At 60.1% G+C, this 16,157-nt stretch carries 13 protein-coding genes; all 13 read left to right on the plus strand.

Annotation, left to right across the window (positions count from 1 at the left end):
- The first annotated feature begins 6 nt into the window (after nucleotides 1-6).
- On the plus strand, nucleotides 7-762 hold the full coding sequence (gene uppS, locus T3A99_RS21755) for a polyprenyl diphosphate synthase (RefSeq protein ID WP_047227563.1): 756 nt from the start codon (nucleotides 7-9) through the stop codon (nucleotides 760-762).
- Nucleotides 762-1,568, plus strand: coding sequence for a phosphatidate cytidylyltransferase (locus tag T3A99_RS21760; protein WP_047227564.1), 807 nt, complete (start codon nucleotides 762-764; stop codon nucleotides 1,566-1,568). The genes uppS and T3A99_RS21760 overlap by 1 nt, the downstream gene beginning before the upstream one ends.
- Nucleotides 1,565-2,755, plus strand: coding sequence for a 1-deoxy-D-xylulose-5-phosphate reductoisomerase (gene ispC, locus T3A99_RS21765; RefSeq protein WP_274090897.1), 1,191 nt, complete (start codon nucleotides 1,565-1,567; stop codon nucleotides 2,753-2,755). The genes T3A99_RS21760 and ispC overlap by 4 nt, the downstream gene beginning before the upstream one ends.
- A gap of 52 nt (nucleotides 2,756-2,807) precedes the next feature.
- Nucleotides 2,808-4,160: an RIP metalloprotease RseP gene (gene rseP / locus T3A99_RS21770; protein ID WP_322834793.1), complete on the plus strand. Its 1,353-nt coding sequence runs from the start codon at nucleotides 2,808-2,810 to the stop codon at nucleotides 4,158-4,160.
- A gap of 74 nt (nucleotides 4,161-4,234) precedes the next feature.
- Complete coding sequence (bamA, locus tag T3A99_RS21775; RefSeq protein ID WP_139051056.1) at nucleotides 4,235-6,610, plus strand: outer membrane protein assembly factor BamA; 2,376 nt, start codon at nucleotides 4,235-4,237, stop codon at nucleotides 6,608-6,610.
- Nucleotides 6,611-6,655: 45 nt separating this feature from the next.
- Nucleotides 6,656-7,159 carry an OmpH family outer membrane protein gene (locus tag T3A99_RS21780; protein ID WP_047227567.1) on the plus strand — a complete coding sequence of 168 codons (504 nt, stop codon included), beginning with the start codon at nucleotides 6,656-6,658 and terminating at the stop codon, nucleotides 7,157-7,159.
- 3 nt (nucleotides 7,160-7,162) lie between these two features.
- Entirely contained in the window at nucleotides 7,163-8,218 is a 1,056-nt protein-coding gene (lpxD, locus tag T3A99_RS21785) for a UDP-3-O-(3-hydroxymyristoyl)glucosamine N-acyltransferase (protein ID WP_047227568.1), read from the plus strand.
- A 108-nt stretch (nucleotides 8,219-8,326) separates the two neighbouring features.
- Complete coding sequence (gene fabZ / locus T3A99_RS21790) at nucleotides 8,327-8,767, plus strand: 3-hydroxyacyl-ACP dehydratase FabZ (RefSeq protein WP_047227569.1); 441 nt, start codon at nucleotides 8,327-8,329, stop codon at nucleotides 8,765-8,767.
- On the plus strand, nucleotides 8,764-9,540 hold the full coding sequence (gene lpxA, locus T3A99_RS21795) for an acyl-ACP--UDP-N-acetylglucosamine O-acyltransferase (RefSeq protein WP_047227570.1): 777 nt from the start codon (nucleotides 8,764-8,766) through the stop codon (nucleotides 9,538-9,540). Before fabZ ends, lpxA begins: the two co-directional genes overlap by 4 nt.
- Nucleotides 9,541-9,542: 2 nt before the next feature.
- The gene (lpxB, locus tag T3A99_RS21800; protein WP_173407340.1) at nucleotides 9,543-10,673 is read left to right on the plus strand and encodes a lipid-A-disaccharide synthase; all 1,131 of its coding nucleotides are present in this window, start codon (nucleotides 9,543-9,545) and stop codon (nucleotides 10,671-10,673) included.
- 11 nt (nucleotides 10,674-10,684) lie between these two features.
- A complete protein-coding gene (gene rnhB, locus T3A99_RS21805; protein ID WP_160891751.1) occupies nucleotides 10,685-11,329 on the plus strand; it encodes a ribonuclease HII in 645 nt (214 codons plus the stop codon).
- Between the two features lie 96 nt (nucleotides 11,330-11,425).
- A complete protein-coding gene (dnaE, locus tag T3A99_RS21810; protein WP_076386183.1) occupies nucleotides 11,426-14,947 on the plus strand; it encodes a DNA polymerase III subunit alpha in 3,522 nt (1,173 codons plus the stop codon).
- Between the two features lie 151 nt (nucleotides 14,948-15,098).
- Complete coding sequence (locus T3A99_RS21815) at nucleotides 15,099-16,046, plus strand: acetyl-CoA carboxylase carboxyltransferase subunit alpha (RefSeq protein WP_047227574.1); 948 nt, start codon at nucleotides 15,099-15,101, stop codon at nucleotides 16,044-16,046.
- Nucleotides 16,047-16,157: the final 111 nt, after the last annotated feature.

The raw sequence follows: 16,157 nt of genomic DNA on the forward strand, positions 1-16,157 counted from the left end.
GTTTTCATGGAAAAGACCAAACAGGCCGTGCCGTTTGCGATTCCGCGTCACGTGGCGATCATCATGGATGGCAATAATCGCTGGGCCAAGAAGCGCTTTATGCCTGGCGTGGCCGGGCACAAGGCGGGGGTCGATGCAGTTCGCGCGGTCATCGAGGTGTGTGCCGAGGCCGGGGTCGAGGTGCTGACCCTGTTCGCCTTCTCCAGCGAGAACTGGCAGCGTCCGGCCGATGAAGTCAGCGCCTTGATGGATCTGTTCCTCAAGGCTCTGCGGCGTGAGGCCAAGCGCCTCAACGACAACAGCATCAGCCTGCGCATCATTGGTGACCGCTCGCGCTTTCATCCCGAGTTGCAGGCTGCGATGCGCGAAGCCGAGGCCGCCACGGCGGGTGCCAATCGGTTCGTCCTGCAGATTGCCGCCAACTATGGCGGCCAATGGGACATCGCCCAGGCAGCCCAGCGGCTGGCGCGGGAGGTCCAGGCCGGGCATCTGCGGCCGGAAGACATCACGCCTGAGCTGCTGCAGACCTGTCTGGCCACTGGCGACTTGCCGTTGCCGGACCTGTGCATTCGTACCGGTGGCGAGCATCGCATCAGTAACTTCCTGCTCTGGCAGCTGGCTTACGCCGAGCTGTATTTCTCCGACCTGTTCTGGCCGGACTTCAAACACGAAGCCATGCGCACGGCGCTGGCCGATTTCGCTTCCCGTCAGCGTCGTTTCGGTAAAACGAGCGAGCAGATCGAAGCTGGAGCCCGGGTTTAATGCTTAAACAACGAATCATCACCGCTCTGATCCTGTTGCCCATCGCCCTGGGTGGATTTTTCCTGCTTGAAGGTGCCAGTTTCGCGCTGTTCATCGGATTGGTCGTGACCTTGGGGGCATGGGAGTGGGCGCGCTTGGCGGGCTTCCCGGCGCAGTCTGCGCGCGTGGCCTATGCCGTGGCCGTGGCGGCGATGCTGTTCGTCATGTACCTGGTGCCGGGTATCGCGCCCTGGGTTCTGGGGGCAGCGGTATTGTGGTGGGCCACGGCGACCTTCCTGGTGTTGACCTATCCGCGCACCACGCATCATTGGGCAGGTGCTGCCGCGAAGCTGGTGATTGGCCTGCTTATCCTGCTGCCGGCCTGGCAAGGGCTGATCTGGATCAAGCAAGGCCCGTTGGGCAACTGGCAGATCATGGCTGTGATGGTGTTGGTCTGGGGGGCGGATGTCGGTGCCTATTTCTCCGGACGGGCGTTTGGCAAGCGCAAGCTTGCTCCCAAGGTCAGTCCCGGCAAGAGCTGGGAAGGGGTCTATGGAGGCCTGGCCTTGAGCCTGGTGATCACAGCGGTGGTCGGCGTCGTGCGGGAGTGGAGTGCCGGGCAGTTGCTGATGGGCCTGTTTGGGGCTGCTCTCATCGTATTTGTATCGGTGGTCGGCGACCTGACCGAAAGCATGTTCAAGCGTCAGTCCGGCATCAAGGACAGCAGTAATCTGCTGCCCGGCCATGGTGGCGTGCTGGATCGCATCGACAGCCTGACCGCTGCGATTCCGATCTTTGCCGTGCTGCTATGGATGGCGGCATCGTGAGTCGCCCTCAACAAATTACCGTCCTGGGTGCTACCGGTTCGATCGGCCTGAGTACGCTTGATGTCATCGGCCGTCACCCGGAGCGCTATCAGGTATTTGCCCTCAGTGGTTTTACTCGCTTGAGTGAACTGCTGGCGCTGTGCATACGCCATACCCCGCGTTTCGCCGTGGTGCCTGAGGCTGGCGTTGCCCGCGCCTTGCAGGACGACTTGCGCGCGGCGGGCTTGCCTACCCGTGTCCTGGTGGGGGAGGAAGGGTTGTGTCAGGTCGCCTCCGATCCTGAAGTCGACGCGGTGATGGCGGCGATTGTCGGCGCGGCGGGTTTGCGTCCAACGCTGGCGGCGGTAGAGGCAGGCAAAAAAATCCTGCTGGCCAATAAAGAAGCACTGGTCATGTCCGGCGCGCTGTTCATGCAGGCCGTGCGCAAAAGCGGTTCGGTGCTGCTGCCCATCGACAGCGAGCACAATGCGATTTTTCAATGCATGCCGCAGGACTTTTCCCGCGGCCTGGGCGCAGTGGGGGTCCGGCGGATTTTACTGACGGCTTCCGGCGGTCCGTTCCGGCAGACTCCGCTGGAAGAGTTGGTGCATGTTTCACCCGAGCAGGCTTGTGCTCACCCGAACTGGTCCATGGGGCGCAAGATTTCCGTGGATTCGGCCAGCATGATGAACAAGGGCCTGGAACTGATCGAGGCCTGCTGGTTGTTCGATGCCAAGCCGTCCCAGGTGGAAGTGGTGATTCACCCGCAGAGCGTGATTCACTCCCTGGTGGATTTCATAGACGGTTCGGTGCTGGCTCAATTGGGCAACCCGGACATGCGTACTCCGATCGCCAATGCGCTGGCCTGGCCTGCGCGGATTGATTCGGGCGTGGCGCCGCTGGACCTGTTCGCCATTGCCCGCCTGGATTTCCAGGCGCCTGATGAGCAGCGCTTTCCATGCCTGCGTCTGGCGCGACAAGCGGCTGAGGCAGGCAACAGTGCTCCGGCCATGCTCAATGCTGCCAATGAAGTGGCGGTTGCAGCGTTTCTCGACGGACGTGTCCGTTACCTCGAGATCGCGAGTATCATCGAGGAGGTCTTGAACCTCGAGGCTGTGGTTTCGCTCGATGACCTCGATGCGGTATTCACGGCGGACGCCAGGGCTCGTGAGCTGGCGGGCCAATGGTTGAAGCGCCACGGGCGTTGAGGCTGCGGTACGTTAGCCAGGGTTGTCCTGGGCAGGATTGCGGAGAAAACAGATGAGCGCGCTCTATATGATTGTCGGCACCCTGGTTGCATTGGGGGTGTTGGTCACTTTTCACGAATTCGGTCATTTCTGGGTCGCGCGGCGCTGTGGCGTCAAGGTTCTGCGTTTTTCCGTCGGTTTCGGCATGCCGCTGCTGCGCTGGCATGACAAAAAGGGCACCGAATTCGTTGTGGCAGCCATTCCGCTGGGCGGCTACGTGAAGATGCTCGACGAGCGCGAAGGTGAAGTGCCGGCCGATCAGGTCGACCAATCCTTCAATCGCAAGACCGTCCGTCAGCGTATTGCCATCGTGGCGGCGGGGCCGATAGCCAACTTTTTGCTGGCCATGGTTTTTTTCTGGGCCCTGGCCATGCTGGGCAGCGAGCAGGTGCGTCCGGTCATCGGTGGGGTGGAGGCCGGCAGCGTCGCCGCCCGTGCCGGGCTGGGTGTCGGGCAGGAAATCGTTGCCATCGATGGGGAGCCGACATCGGGCTGGGCGGCGGTCAACCTGCAACTGGTGCGTCGCCTGGGTGAGAGCGGTTCGTTGCAATTGATGGTGCGCGAGCAGGGTTCCACGGTGGATTCGCCTCGCGAACTGATCCTGGACAACTGGCTCAAGGGCGCCGACGAGCCGGATCCGATCCGTTCCCTGGGGATCAAGCCATGGCGTCCGGCCTTGCCGCCGATACTCGCCGAACTCGACCCGAAAGGCCCGGCCCAGGCTGCAGGCCTGAAGACCGGTGATCGGCTGCTGGCGCTCGATGGCCTGCCGGTCAGTGACTGGCAGCAGGTGGTCGATTTGGTTCGTGTACGTCCGGATAGCAAGATAGTGCTGCGCGTCGAGCGCGATGGTGCGCCGATCGACGTCCCGGTAACCCTGGGCGCCCGTGGCGAGAGCAAGGCGCCGACCGGCTATCTGGGTGCCGGCGTCAAGGCTGTCGACTGGCCGCCGGAAATGATCCGCGAGGTCAGTTTCGGCCCTTTGGCGGCGATTGGCGAGGGCGCGCGTCGTACCTGGACCATGAGCATCCTGACCCTCGATTCGCTCAAGAAAATGTTGTTCGGCGAGCTCTCGGTAAAAAACTTGAGTGGACCGATAACCATTGCTAAAGTGGCGGGCGCTTCTGCCCAGTCGGGCGTCGCTGATTTCCTGAATTTCCTTGCTTATCTGAGCATTAGCCTGGGGGTTCTGAATTTGCTGCCCATTCCGGTACTGGATGGGGGGCATTTGTTGTTTTATCTGATCGAGTGGGCGCGTGGTCGTCCCTTGTCGGATAGGGTGCAAGGTTGGGGGATACAGATCGGTATCAGCTTGGTGGTCGGGGTAATGTTGCTTGCCTTGGTCAACGATCTGGGTCGTCTGTAACGCTTCGCTGAATTGCGAATCTGCCGCATTTTGCGGCAGTTTGTTTATTGCCAGTTGGAATAAGAAAGGACTTCATGAAACGTCTGCTGCTAACTGCGGTTCTCACCGTATTGATGATCGCCGAAGTTCACGCCGAGTCCTTCACTATCTCTGATATTCGCGTCAATGGCCTCCAGCGGGTCTCCGCGGGTAGTGTCTTTGGTGCCTTGCCGTTAAACGTCGGCGAGCAGGCGGATGATCGGCGTCTGGTGGAATCCACTCGCGCGCTGTTCAAAACCGGCTTCTTTCAGGATATCCAGCTGGGTCGTGATGGCAATGTACTGGTCATCACGGTAGTTGAGCGTCCATCGGTTGCCAGTATCGAGATCGAAGGCAACAAGGCGATCTCCACTGAAGACCTGATGAAGGGCCTCAAACAGTCCGGTCTGGCCGAAGGCGAGATCTTCCAGCGCGCCACCCTCGAAGGTGTTCGTAACGAGCTGCAACGCCAGTACGTTGCCCAGGGCCGTTACTCGGCCACCGTCGACACCGAAGTGGTGCCGCAGCCGCGCAACCGCGTAGGCCTGAAGGTCAACATCAATGAAGGCACCGTGGCCGCGATCCAGCACATCAACGTGGTGGGCAACACCGTTTTCCCTGATGAAGACCTGATCGACCTGTTCGAACTCAAGACCACCAACTGGCTGTCGTTCTTCAAGAACGACGACAAGTACGCCCGTGAAAAGCTCTCCGGTGACCTGGAACGTCTGCGTTCCTACTACCTGGACCGCGGCTATATCAACATGGACATCGCTTCGACCCAGGTGTCCATCACCCCGGACAAGAAGCACGTCTACATCACCGTCAACGTCAACGAAGGCGACAAGTACACCGTTCGTGACGTCAAGCTCAGCGGCGACCTGAAGGTGCCTGAAGACCAGGTCACCTCTCTGCTGCTGGTGCAGAAGGGCCAGGTGTTCTCGCGCAAGCTGATGACCACCACTTCCGAGCTGATCACCCGTCGTCTGGGCAACGAGGGCTACACCTTCGCCAACGTCAACGGCGTGCCGCAACCGCACGATGAAGACCATACCGTCGACATCACCTTCGCCGTGGATCCGGGTAAGCGTGCCTACGTCAACCGCATCAACTTCCGTGGCAACACCAAGTCCGAAGATGAGGTGCTGCGCCGTGAAATGCGCCAGATGGAAGGTGGCTGGGCGTCGACCTACCTGATCGACCAGTCCAAGACCCGTCTGGAGCGCCTGGGCTTCTTCAAGGAAGTCAACGTCGAGACCCCGGCAGTACCGGGCGTCGATGACCAGGTCGATGTGAACTACAGTGTCGAAGAGCAGGCGTCCGGCTCGATCACCGCCAGCGTCGGTTTCGCCCAGAGCGCCGGCCTGATCCTCGGTGGTTCGATCACCCAGAACAACTTCCTGGGTACCGGTAACCGGGTCAGCGTTGGCTTGACCCGCAGCGAATACCAGACCCGCTACAACTTCGGTTTCGTGGACCCCTACTGGACTGCTGACGGTGTGAGCCTGGGCTACAACGCCTTCTATCGCACCACTGACTATGATGAGCTCGACTCCGACATCTCCAGCTATGCCGTGGATAGCCTGGGTGCAGGCGTCAACGTGGGTTATCCAATCAGCGAGACTTCGCGTCTGACGTTCGGTCTCACCGCCCAGCAGGACGAGATCAGCACCGGGCGTTATACCGTTGACGAGATTTTTGACTTCGTTGAAAAGGAAGGCGACAAGTACCTGAACTTCAAGGCGTCTGTCGGTTGGTCCGAATCGACCCTGAACAAAGGTGTGCTGGCGACCCGTGGTCGTTCCCAGAGCCTGGTATTGGAAACTACCACCCCTGGCAGCGACCTCTCGTTCTTCAAGCTCGACTATCGTGGCCAACTGTTCCAGCCGCTGTCTGATAATTACACCATGCGCCTGCACACTGAGCTGGGTTATGGCGACGGTTATGGTTCCACCGACGGCTTGCCGTTCTACGAGAACTACTATGCTGGTGGTTTCAACTCGGTCCGTGGCTTCAAGGACAGCACCCTTGGCCCGCGCAGTACGCCAAGCAAGGGCACCAACCCGGGAACCATACGTGATCCGGACCAGGATCCGCTGCCGTTCGGTGGTAATGTCCTGATCCAGGGCGGTGTCGAGCTGTTGTTCCCGATGCCGTTCGTCAAGGATCAGCGCTCCTTGCGTACCTCGGTATTCTGGGACGTGGGTAACGTATTCGACTCTTCGTGCGAGGACACCACCAACGCCGACGGCACCAGGTCCAATACCAAGTGCAACGACATCAGCCTGAGCAACATGGCAAGTTCCGTGGGCGTGGGTGTGACCTGGGTCACCGCGCTCGGTCCTTTGAGCTTCGCCCTGGCGATGCCGATCAAGAAACCGGATGACGCTGAAACCCAAGTGTTCCAATTCTCCCTCGGCCAGACGTTTTAAGCGTCTGACCCAAGATAACGACAATGGATTTTGTAGGAGTACATCGTGCGTAAGTTGACTCAATTGGTTCTCCTGGCGACCTTGATGGTCGCAGGTCCGGCTTTTGCCGACATGAAGATTGCCGTACTGAACTATCAGATGGCCCTGCTGGAATCCGACGCGGCGAAGAAATACGCCGTGGATGCCGAGAAGAAGTTCGGCCCGCAGCTGACCAAGCTCAAGAGCCTGGAGAGCAGCGCCAAGGGTATCCAGGATCGTCTGGTTTCCGGTGGCGACAAAATGGCCCAGGGCGAGCGTGAGCGTCTGGAGCTTGAGTTCAAGCAAAAGGCCCGTGACTTCCAGTTCCAGTCCAAGGAGCTGAACGAAGCGAAAGCCGTTGCCGACCGCGAGATGCTCAAGCAGCTCAAGCCAAAGCTCGATCGGGCGGTGGAAGAAGTCATCAAGAAAGGTGGTTTTGACCTGGTGTTCGAGCGTGGTGCAGTGATTGACGTCAAACCCCAGTACGACATCACGCGCCAGGTTATCGAGCGCATGAATCAGCTGAAGTAATCCATGACCGCGACTATCAAGCTCGGCCAACTGGCTGAGTTCCTCGGCGCCACCCTGCGTGGCGACCCGGAGAAGGTCATCACTGGGCTAGCCACTTTGCAAGAGGCTGGCCCAGCTCAGTTGAGCTTCCTGGCAAATCCTCAATATCGCAAATACCTGGCCGACAGCCGGGCCGCAGCGCTGTTGCTCAAGCCTGCCGATGCTGACGGGTTCGCGGGCGATGCGCTGATCGTACCGGATCCCTACCTGGCGTATGCGCGGATTTCCCACCTGTTCGACCCCAAGCCCAAGTCGGCCCCCGGCATTCATCCCAGCGCGGTCATCGCGGCGGATGCGGTGGTTGATCCCACGGCCAGCATCGGTCCTTTTGTCGTCATTGAAAGCGCCGCCCGGGTCGGCCCGGGCGTCACGCTGGGTGCCCATTGCTTCATCGGTGCGCGCTGCGAGATCGGTGAGGGTGGCTGGCTTGCTCCGCGGGTCACGTTGTATCACGACGTGCGTATCGGAAAGCGGGTAGTGATCCAGTCGGGTGCGGTACTGGGCGGTGAAGGTTTCGGTTTTGCCAAGGAGAAGGGGATCTGGCAAAAGATCGCCCAGATCGGCGGCGTGACCATCGGTGATGACGTGGAAATCGGCGTCAACACCGCGATCGACCGGGGCGCCCTGTCTGATACGGTCATCGGCAATGGCGTCAAGCTCGACAACCAGATTCAGATCGCCCACAACGTCCAGGTCGGTGATCACACCGCCATGGCCGCCTGCGTAGGCATTTCCGGCAGCACCCGGATCGGCAAGCATTGCATGCTCGCCGGTGGCGTGGGGCTGGTGGGGCACATTGATATTTGTGACAACGTATTCCTCACCGGAATGACCATGGTGACCCATTCGATCACCGAGCCGGGTGCTTATTCTTCCGGCACGGCGATGCAACCGGCGGCCGAATGGCGCAAGAGCGCGGCCCGAATCCGCCAGCTCGATGACATCGCGCGGCGTTTGCGTCAGTTGGAAAAGCGTGTAGGGGACGTGACCCCTGACGGTAATGCTTCATCAGATGGCTGATACCATTTCCATATCAAGTGTGCACAGCCGCTAGACTGCCTCCTTGATTTGCTAGAGGGGCGCGCGTCGATCGTGCGCTTCCAATCTTTACATAGGCTTCCCCCCGAAATGATGGACATCAACGAGATTCGCGAATACCTGCCTCACCGTTACCCGTTCCTGCTGGTGGACCGGGTGGTGGAACTTGACGTTGAAGGCAAGCGGATTCGCGCCTACAAGAATGTCAGCATCAACGAACCGTTCTTCAATGGTCACTTTCCCGCGCATCCAATCATGCCCGGCGTGCTGATCATCGAGGCAATGGCTCAGGCTGCCGGGATCCTTGGTTTCAAAATGCTCGACGTGAAGCCTGCCGACGGCACGCTTTACTACTTCGTGGGCTCCGACAAGCTGCGTTTTCGCCAGCCGGTCACCCCGGGCGATCAGCTGATCCTCGAAGCCACATTCATCAGTTGCAAGCGCCAGATCTGGAAGTTCGAATGCCAGGCTTCGGTCGACGGCAAGCCAGTCTGCTCCGCTGAAATCATCTGTGCGGAACGCAAACTATGAGTTTGATTGACCCTCGCGCAATCATCGATCCGGCGGCAGTCCTGGCCGCCGATGTCGAGGTCGGCCCATGGTCGATCATCGGCCCAGGTGTGGAAATCGGCGAGGGTACGGTGATCGGGCCCCATGTAGTTCTCAAGGGTCCGACCCGGATCGGTCGGCACAACCGCATCTACCAGTTTTCTTCGGTAGGCGAGGACACGCCCGATCTCAAGTACAAAGGTGAAGAAACCCGGCTGGTCATTGGCGATCACAACGTGATCCGCGAAGGCGTGACGATTCACCGTGGCACCGTTCAGGATCGTTCCGAAACGACTCTGGGCAACCATAACCTGATCATGGCCTACGCCCATATCGGTCATGACAGCGTCATTGGCAACCATTGCATCCTGGTCAACAACACCGCGTTGGCTGGCCACGTGCATGTGGACGACTGGGCGATCCTGTCCGGTTTCACCTTGGTCCATCAATATTGTCATATCGGCGCCCACAGCTTCTCGGGCATGGGCACCGCCATCGGCAAGGACGTACCGGCCTATGTCACTGTGTTCGGTAACCCGGCCGAAGCCCGCAGTATGAATTTCGAAGGCATGCGCCGTCGTGGTTTCAGCGAAGAGGCGATCACGGCATTGCGGCGCGCCTACAAGGTTGTGTACCGCCAGGGGTTGACCGTCGAACAGGCCCTTGTCGAGTTGGCCGAGGCTTCGGCGCAGTTCCCGGAAGTCGCGATATTCCGTGACTCCATCCAGTCCTCGACTCGCGGCATCACTCGCTAACCATGGCTAACTTGCGTATAGCACTGGTGGCGGGAGAGGCTTCCGGTGACATTCTGGGTGCCGGTCTGATGCGTGCGCTCAAGGCGCAGCACCCAGCAGTGGAGTTCATCGGTGTCGGTGGCCCCTTGATGCAGGCCGAAGGGCTGGCGTCATATTTCCCCATGGAACGCCTGTCGGTGATGGGGCTGGTTGAGGTGCTCGGACGTCTGCGCGAACTGCTGGCTCGCCGCAAGAAGCTGATCGCGACCCTGATCGACGAAAAACCGGATGTGTTCATCGGTATCGATGCGCCGGATTTCACTCTCAATATCGAACTCAAGTTGCGTCAGGCCGGTATCAAAACGGTGCACTACGTCAGCCCCTCGGTCTGGGCCTGGCGGCAGAAGCGCGTGTTGAAAATCCGCGAAGGCTGCGACCTGATGCTCACGCTGCTGCCGTTCGAAGCCCGATTCTACGAAGAGAAGGGCGTGCCGGTACGGTTTGTCGGCCATACCCTGGCCGATACCATTCCCCTGCAAGCGGATCGTGACGCGGCGCGTCAGACGTTGGGCTTGCCCGACGGCCCGCTGGTGGCCTTGATGCCCGGTAGCCGTGGCGGCGAGGTCAGTCGCCTGGGAGGCTTGTTCTTCGACGCCGCCGAGCGTCTGCGAGCGATGCGTCCCGGCGTGCGTTTTGTTCTGCCCTGTGCCAGCCCGCAGCGACGGGCTCAGCTTGAAGCGCTGCTGGCCGGGCGCGATCTGCCTGTCACATTGCTCGATGGCCGCTCTCATCTCGCACTGGCTGCGTGTGACGCCGTGTTGATTGCGTCTGGCACTGCTACCCTTGAGGCGTTGCTGTACAAACGCCCGATGGTGGTCGCCTATCGTCTGGCGCCGTTGACGTTCTGGATCCTCAAACGCATGGTCAAGAGCCCCTACATCTCCTTGCCCAATCTGTTGGCCCAGCGCTTGCTGGTGCCTGAATTGCTGCAGGACGAGGCAACCGCCGATGCGCTGGCCCGTACGCTGTCGCCCTTGATCGACGGTGGCCAGGAGCAGACCCGGGGCTTTGATGACATTCACCGTACCTTGCGCCGCGATGCCTCCAACCAGGCCGCCGACGCAGTATTGACCCTGATCGGCGCCAAACCATGAGTAACGTGAAATTGCAGATGGGCCTGGACTTCAATCTGGTGGCTGAAGTTGAAGAGCTGGTGGCCGGTGTTGATGAGGTTGGTCGTGGACCGTTGTGCGGCGCCGTGGTGACGGCAGCGGTGATTCTCGATCCAAACCGGCCCATTCTGGGCCTCAACGACTCCAAGAAGCTCACCGAAGCCCGTCGCGAAAAGCTCTACGACGAAATCTGCGAGAAAGCCCTGAGCTGGTGCATTGCCCGGGCTGAAGTGGAGGAGATCGACGAGCTGAATATCCTGCACGCCACCATGCTTGCGATGCAGCGTGCCGTGGAAGGCCTGCACATCACCCCGAAACTGGCGATGATCGATGGCAATCGGTGCCCGAAGCTGTCTATGCGCGCCGAAGCAGTCGTTCAGGGGGACGGCAAGGTGCCGGCCATTGCGGCGGCATCGATTCTGGCCAAGGTCAGCCGTGATCGGGAAATGAGCGCCTTTGAATTGATTTACCCGGGCTACGGCATCGGCGGCCACAAGGGCTACCCGACACCCGTTCATCTGGAAGCGCTGGCGCGCCTTGGGCCAACGCCGATCCATCGGCGCTCGTTCGCGCCGGTGCGGCTGGCTTATGAAGCCCGTGAGGGTTTGATCGTAAGTCATCAGACTGCGGTCTCTTGATGCAGGCTTTTGTGGCAAGGCAATCATGCTGATGTTTTACCCAAGGCTCGGTACAATCCGGGCCTTGTTGTTTTCATGACTTAACGCAGGATCACTATGCCGGCTTCATTCGTTCATCTACGCCTGCACACTGAATACTCCCTGGTCGATGGCCTGGTGCGGATCAAGCCACTGGTCAAGACCCTGGTGGGCATGAACATGCCTGCTGTGGCGGTCACCGACCAGAACAACATGTGTTCGCTGGTCAAGTTCTACAAAAATGCCATGGGCGCCGGGATCAAGCCGATCTGCGGGGCCGACCTGTGGCTGTCGAACAAAGACCCGGACGCGCCGCTGAGCCGCATCAGCCTGCTGGTGATGAACGCCGTGGGTTACCGCAACCTCACCGAGTTGATCTCCCGCGGTTTTATCGATGGCCAGCGCAACGGCTCGATCATCATCGAGCGCGAATGGGTAGCTGAGGCCAATGAAGGTTTGATCATGCTGTCGGCGGCCAAGGAAGGTGAAATCGGCCTGGCCCTGCTCAGTGGCAATCCAGAAGAAGCCGAAGTGCTGGCCCGCGATTGGATGGCGGTGTTCCCGGACCGCTTCTACATTGAAGTGCAACGCACCAATCGCCCCAACGACGAAGAACACCTGCATGCCGCCGTGGCCCTGGCCGACCGGATCGGTGCGCCGCTGGTGGCGACCAACGACGTGCGCTTCATCAAGCAGGAAGATTTCGAGGCTCACGAAACCCGCGTCTGCATCGGTGAAGGCCGGGCGCTCGATGATCCGCGTCGTCCGAAAAACTACAGCGATCAGCAATACCTCAAAAGCGCCGAGGAAATGGCCGAGTTGTTCAGCGACCTGCCCGAGGCGCTGGAAAACACGGTCGAGATTGCCAAGCGCTGCAACATCGAAGTGAAGCTGGGCAAGCACTTCCTGCCCAACTTCCCGATCCCCGATGGCATGACCATCGACGAGTATTTCCGCAAGGTGTCCTTCGATGGCCTGGATGAGCGCCTCAGCGTTCTCTTGCCCAAGGACACCACCGAAGATTACGAGGCCAAGCGCCAGGTCTATGTCGACCGGTTGAATTTCGAGCTGGATATCATCATCCAGATGGGCTTCCCCGGTTACTTCCTGATCGTGATGGACTTTATCCAGTGGGCCAAGAGCAACGGCGTGCCGGTGGGGCCAGGCCGGGGGTCGGGTGCAGGCTCTCTGGTGGCTTACGTGCAGAAGATCACCGACCTCGACCCGCTGGAATATGACCTGCTGTTCGAACGTTTCCTCAACCCGGAACGGGTGTCCATGCCCGACTTCGACGTCGACTTCTGCATGGACGGTCGCGACCGGGTGATTGATTACGTGGCCGAGAAATACGGCCGCAACGCGGTGAGCCAGATCATCACCTTCGGTTCCATGGCCGCCAAGGCTGTGGTGCGTGACGTGGCGCGGGTGCAGGGCAAGTCCTACGGTTTGGCGGATCGTCTGTCGAAGATGATCCCGTTCGAAGTCGGCATGACCCTGGAAAAAGCCTACGAGCAGGAAGAAATCCTGCGGGACTTCATCAAGGTCGATGAAGAAGCCGCGGAAATCTGGGAGATGGCCCGCAAGCTTGAAGGCGTGGTGCGTAACGTCGGCAAGCACGCCGGGGGCGTGGTGATCGCGCCGACCAAGCTGACTGACTTCTCGCCGATCTATTGCGATGAAGAGGGCGACGGCCTGGTGACCCAGTTCGACAAGGATGACGTCGAGGCGGCGGGCCTGGTGAAGTTCGACTTCCTTGGCCTGCGGACCCTGACGATCATCGACTGGGCGCTGAAAACCATCAACCGTGACCGGGCCAAGGTCGGCGAAGAGCCGCTGGACATCGCCTTCATCCCGCTGGATGACAAGCCGACCTACAGCCTGCTGCAAAAAGCCGAAACCACGGCAGTGTTCCAGCTTGAATCCCGGGGTATGAAGGAGCTGATCAAAAAGCTCAAGCCCGACTGCCTCGAAGACCTGATCGCACTGGTGGCCCTGTTCCGTCCGGGCCCGCTGCAATCGGGCATGGTGGATGACTTTATCAACCGTAAGCACGGGCGCGCCGAGCTGGCGTACCCGCACCCGGATTATCAGTACGACGGCCTCAAGCCGGTCCTGGCACCGACCTACGGCATCATCCTGTACCAGGAACAGGTGATGCAGATTGCCCAGGTAATGGCCGGTTACACCCTCGGCGGCGCGGACATGCTGCGTCGGGCGATGGGTAAGAAAAAGCCCGAGGAAATGGCCAAGCAGCGCGGCGGTTTCATTGAGGGTTGTGCGAACAACGGCATTGATGCGGACCTGGCCGGTAACATCTTCGACCTGGTGGAAAAATTCGCCGGTTACGGCTTCAACAAATCCCACTCGGCCGCCTATGGTCTGGTGTCGTACCAGACCGCGTGGCTGAAGGCCCACTACCCGGCGCCATTCATGGCCGCGGTACTGTCGGCGGATATGCACAACACCGACAAGGTCGTGACCTTGATCGAAGAAGTGCGGACCATGAAGTTGCGCCTCGACGCGCCGGACGTGAACGCTTCGGAGTTCAAGTTCACGGTGAACGACGAAGGCCGCATCATTTATGGACTGGGGGCGATCAAGGGCGTGGGTGAAGGACCGGTGGAAGCCATCACCGAAGCCCGTCAGGACGGACCGTTCAAGGACCTGTTCGATTTTTGCGCCCGGGTCGATCTCAAACGCATCAACAAACGTACCCTCGACGGTTTGATCCGCAGCGGTGCATTGGACCGTCTGGGCCCGTACTTCCAGGATGAACCCAAGGCCTACCAGGCCAATATCGACCGCAACCGCGCGGTGCTGCTGGCGGCCATGGAAGAAGCGATCAAGGCCGCCGAGCAAACCGCCCGGACCCATGACAGTGGTCACGCCGACCTGTTTGGCGGGTTGTTTGTCGAGGAAGATGCCGATGTCTACGGCAATCACCGCAAGGCCAAGGAGCTGACGCTCAAGGAGCGTCTCAAGGGTGAGAAAGACACCTTGGGCCTGTACCTCACGGGTCACCCGATCGACGAGTACGAAGGCGAGATCCGCCGGTTCGCCCGCCAGCGCATCATTGATCTGAAGCCGGCGCGTGACACGCAGACCGTCGCCGGTATGATCATCGCCCTGCGGGTAATGAAAAACAAAAAGGGCGACAAGATGGGCTTCATCACCCTCGACGACCGCTCCGGGCGCATCGAGGCGTCGTTGTTTGCCGATGCGTTCCATTCGGCCCAGTCGCTGTTGCAGACTGACGCGATGGTCGTGGTGGAAGGCGAAGTCAGCAACGATGACTTTTCCGGTGGCCTGCGGCTGCGGGTCAAACGGGTGATGAGCATGGAAGATGCCCGGACCAACCTGGCCGAGAGCCTGCGCCTGAAATTGCAGACCCAGGATCTCAAGGGCGATCAGCTACGCTGGCTGGGGGAGTTGTTCAAGCGCCATCGCGGTGCTTGCCCGATTACCATGGAGTACGTGCGCCCCGACGCCAAGGCTGTGCTGCAGTTCGGCGAAGGCTGGCGGATCGATCCGGCGGATGCGTTGATTCAAGCCTTGCGTGACCAGTTCGGCAAAGACAACGTCTTCCTCCAATACCGTTGACGGCCAGGTGCCACTCCTGAACCTTGGAGCGGCCCTGATCTCGACCCGAATTTTTAATCTCGACCTGAACGCGCCTCTCCCTTAAGGTAGGGCGCGAATAGACAACCGGCCGGCCCAAGCTCTCTTGGACGTCGACCCAAGACGGACGCCTATGAACCCGAATTTTCTAGATTTCGAACAGCCGATCGCCGACCTGCAAGCCAAGATCGAAGAGTTGCGCTTGGTCGGTAATGACAATTCGCTGAATATCGGCGATGAAATCTCTCGTCTGCAGGACAAAAGCCGCACGCTGACCGAAGACATCTTTGGCAAGCTGACCAGCTGGCAGATCGCCCGCCTGGCGCGTCATCCGCGTCGTCCCTACACCCTGGACTATATCGAGCACATCTTCACTGAGTTCGATGAGCTGCACGGCGATCGGCATTTCTCCGACGACGCCGCGATCGTGGGTGGCGTCGCCCGTCTGGACGACCAGCCAGTGATGGTCATCGGCCATCAGAAAGGCCGCGAAGTCCGCGAAAAGGTGCGCCGCAACTTCGGCATGCCGCGTCCGGAAGGCTATCGCAAGGCGTGCCGCCTGATGGAAATGGCCGAGCGCTTCAAGATGCCGATCCTGACCTTCATCGACACGCCGGGCGCTTATCCGGGCATCGACGCCGAAGAGCGCAACCAGAGCGAAGCGATCGCCTGGAACCTGCGCGTAATGGCGCGACTGAAAACCCCGATCATCGCCACCGTGATCGGCGAAGGTGGTTCCGGCGGTGCGCTGGCCATTGGTGTCTGCGATCAGCTGAACATGCTGCAATACTCCACCTACGCGGTGATCTCGCCGGAAGGCTGCGCCTCGATCCTGTGGAAAACCGCCGAGAAGGCGCCGGATGCCGCCGAAGCCATGGGCATCACCGCTGAGCGTCTCAAAGGCCTGGGTATCGTGGATAAAGTGATCAGCGAGCCTGTAGGCGGCGCTCATCGTGATCCGGCCGCGGCTGCGGCGCTGATTCGTGCCGAGCTGAGCTCGCAACTGTCGATGCTCAAGAAGTTCGACAACGAGGCGCTGCTGGCCCGTCGCTATGAGCGGCTGATGAGCTACGGTCTCTGATCCGACCGCAATGCCCATGTGGGAGCGAGCCTGCTCGCGATACGGTTTAACATTCAACAAATGAGTTGACTGATATACCGCCATCGCGAGCAGGCTCGCTCCCACAGTTGT

Origin of the sequence: Pseudomonas sp. N-137, assembly GCF_034555295.1 — a bacterium.
GTDB classification, from domain to species: Bacteria; Pseudomonadota; Gammaproteobacteria; order Pseudomonadales; family Pseudomonadaceae; genus Aquipseudomonas; species Aquipseudomonas rhizophila.

What these genes read in the sequence shown, in the direction of transcription:
- T3A99_RS21815 (WP_047227574.1), top strand. Translation starts at nt 15,099, where the DNA reads ATGAACCCGAATTTTCTAGATTTCGAACAGCCGATCGCCGACCTGCAA.
- bamA (WP_139051056.1), top strand. Translation starts at nt 4,235, where the DNA reads ATGAAACGTCTGCTGCTAACTGCGGTTCTCACCGTATTGATGATCGCC.
- lpxB (WP_173407340.1), top strand. Translation starts at nt 9,543, where the DNA reads ATGGCTAACTTGCGTATAGCACTGGTGGCGGGAGAGGCTTCCGGTGAC.
- fabZ (WP_047227569.1), top strand. Translation starts at nt 8,327, where the DNA reads ATGATGGACATCAACGAGATTCGCGAATACCTGCCTCACCGTTACCCG.
- T3A99_RS21760 (WP_047227564.1), top strand. Translation starts at nt 762, where the DNA reads ATGCTTAAACAACGAATCATCACCGCTCTGATCCTGTTGCCCATCGCC.
- dnaE (WP_076386183.1), top strand. Translation starts at nt 11,426, where the DNA reads ATGCCGGCTTCATTCGTTCATCTACGCCTGCACACTGAATACTCCCTG.
- lpxD (WP_047227568.1), top strand. Translation starts at nt 7,163, where the DNA reads ATGACCGCGACTATCAAGCTCGGCCAACTGGCTGAGTTCCTCGGCGCC.
- lpxA (WP_047227570.1), top strand. Translation starts at nt 8,764, where the DNA reads ATGAGTTTGATTGACCCTCGCGCAATCATCGATCCGGCGGCAGTCCTG.
- uppS (WP_047227563.1), top strand. Translation starts at nt 7, where the DNA reads ATGGAAAAGACCAAACAGGCCGTGCCGTTTGCGATTCCGCGTCACGTG.
- rseP (WP_322834793.1), top strand. Translation starts at nt 2,808, where the DNA reads ATGAGCGCGCTCTATATGATTGTCGGCACCCTGGTTGCATTGGGGGTG.